This window comes from Xanthomonas sp. D-36-1, assembly GCF_017746155.1.
Lineage (GTDB): Bacteria > Pseudomonadota > Gammaproteobacteria > Xanthomonadales > Xanthomonadaceae > Xanthomonas > Xanthomonas cissicola.
This window is the reverse complement of sequence record NZ_JAGHWR010000052.1, coordinates 1-1,299: the sequence shown is the minus strand read 5'-3', so window position 1 is coordinate 1,299 and position 1,299 is coordinate 1. Positions and strand designations below refer to the sequence as shown.

At 59.0% G+C, this 1,299-nt stretch carries 1 protein-coding gene; it reads right to left on the bottom strand.

The window, feature by feature from the left end:
- Nucleotides 1–212: 212 nt before the first annotated feature.
- Nucleotides 213–1,196: an IS5-like element ISXfu1 family transposase gene (locus tag J7367_RS14695; RefSeq protein WP_022557821.1), complete on the bottom strand. Its 984-nt coding sequence runs from the start codon at nt 1,194–1,196 to the stop codon at nt 213–215.
- Nucleotides 1,197–1,299: the final 103 nt, after the last annotated feature.

The following is a 1,299-nucleotide window of genomic DNA, read 5'->3' as shown; positions in this document are numbered from 1 at the left end:
AGCGCCAGAAATGGCGAAATTCCGAAGTTCCAAAAGCCACTCTTCGGAACGACGCCACCTTCCGCCCTGTCAGGTCTCGTTGATCAGACCTTCCTTAGGGATGGTCTGATCAATGCGGCCAGAGGATGCGTCGACCCGCATCGGTAGCGCTGACTACGCTCACACCTTCGGTTTTTCGCTGTTTCCAGCGCATTCTCGGGGCGTTCTCCCCATTACAGGCACAACTTCCCAACGGCAGGCATCAACTGCTTCCGCTTCAGCCACAGGTTCGACAGCGCAAAGAGCGTCAGCACCTGCGCGGTGTTTTTGACCAGGCCGCGATAGCGCACCTTGGCATAGCCAAACTGGCGCTTGATCACCCGAAACGGATGTTCCACCTTCGCACGCAGGCTGGCCTTGGTGTGCTCCCAGCGCTTGGCCAACTTCAGTTCGCGCTTGTTCTTGATCTGCTTCAGCTTCGAGGGCTTCTCCGCGATCAGGTAGCGTAGCTTGCGCTTGCCCTTGATCTCATCGCGCTTCTCAAGCCCGGTGTAGCCGCTGTCCCCACACACCGTGTCTTCCTTGCCATGCAGCAGCTTGTGCGCTTGCGTGATGTCCGCCACGTTGGCTGCCGTGCATTCCACGTGGTGCACTAGGCCGGATTCATCATCCACTCCAATGTGCGCCTTCATCCCGAAGAAGTATTGGTTGCCCTTCTTGGTCTGGCGCATCTCCGGATCGCGCTCACCGTCCTTGTTCTTGGTCGAACTGGGCGCAGAGATAATCGTGGCATCCACAATCGTCCCGCCGCGCAGGCTCTGACCCTTGCGCGACAGATGCGCGTTCACCCGATTGAACAGCTTGCGCGCCAAATCGTGCTGCTCCAGCAGATGGCGAAAGTTGAGAATCGTCGTCTCGTCCGGCACCTCATCCAGCCCGCCGATCTTGGCGAAACGGCGCATCGACACCGTGTCGTACAAGGCTTCTTCCGCCGATGGATCGCTCAATGCATACCACTGCTGCAAAAAGTGGATGCGCAGCATCGTCTCCAGCCGATACGGCTGTCGTCCCGGTTGCCCCGACTTCGGATAGTGCGGCTCGATCAGCCCCAGCAGCTCCTTCCACGGCACGACCTGCTCCATCTCGGCCAAAAACACCTCACGCCGCGTCCGCTTGCGCTTGCCGTCGTACTCCGCGTCGCCGAAGGTCAGCTGCATCGAAATCGTCTACTCGGGTCGATGATCGATTGTGGCAGATCAGGACGGATTGTTCAGAGTTTCCCTAGGGAAGGTCTGAACAATGCGGCCAGAGGATGCGTCG

What these genes read in the sequence shown, in the direction of transcription:
- J7367_RS14695 (WP_022557821.1), bottom strand. Translation starts at nt 1,196, where the DNA reads ATGCAGCTGACCTTCGGCGACGCGGAGTACGACGGCAAGCGCAAGCGG.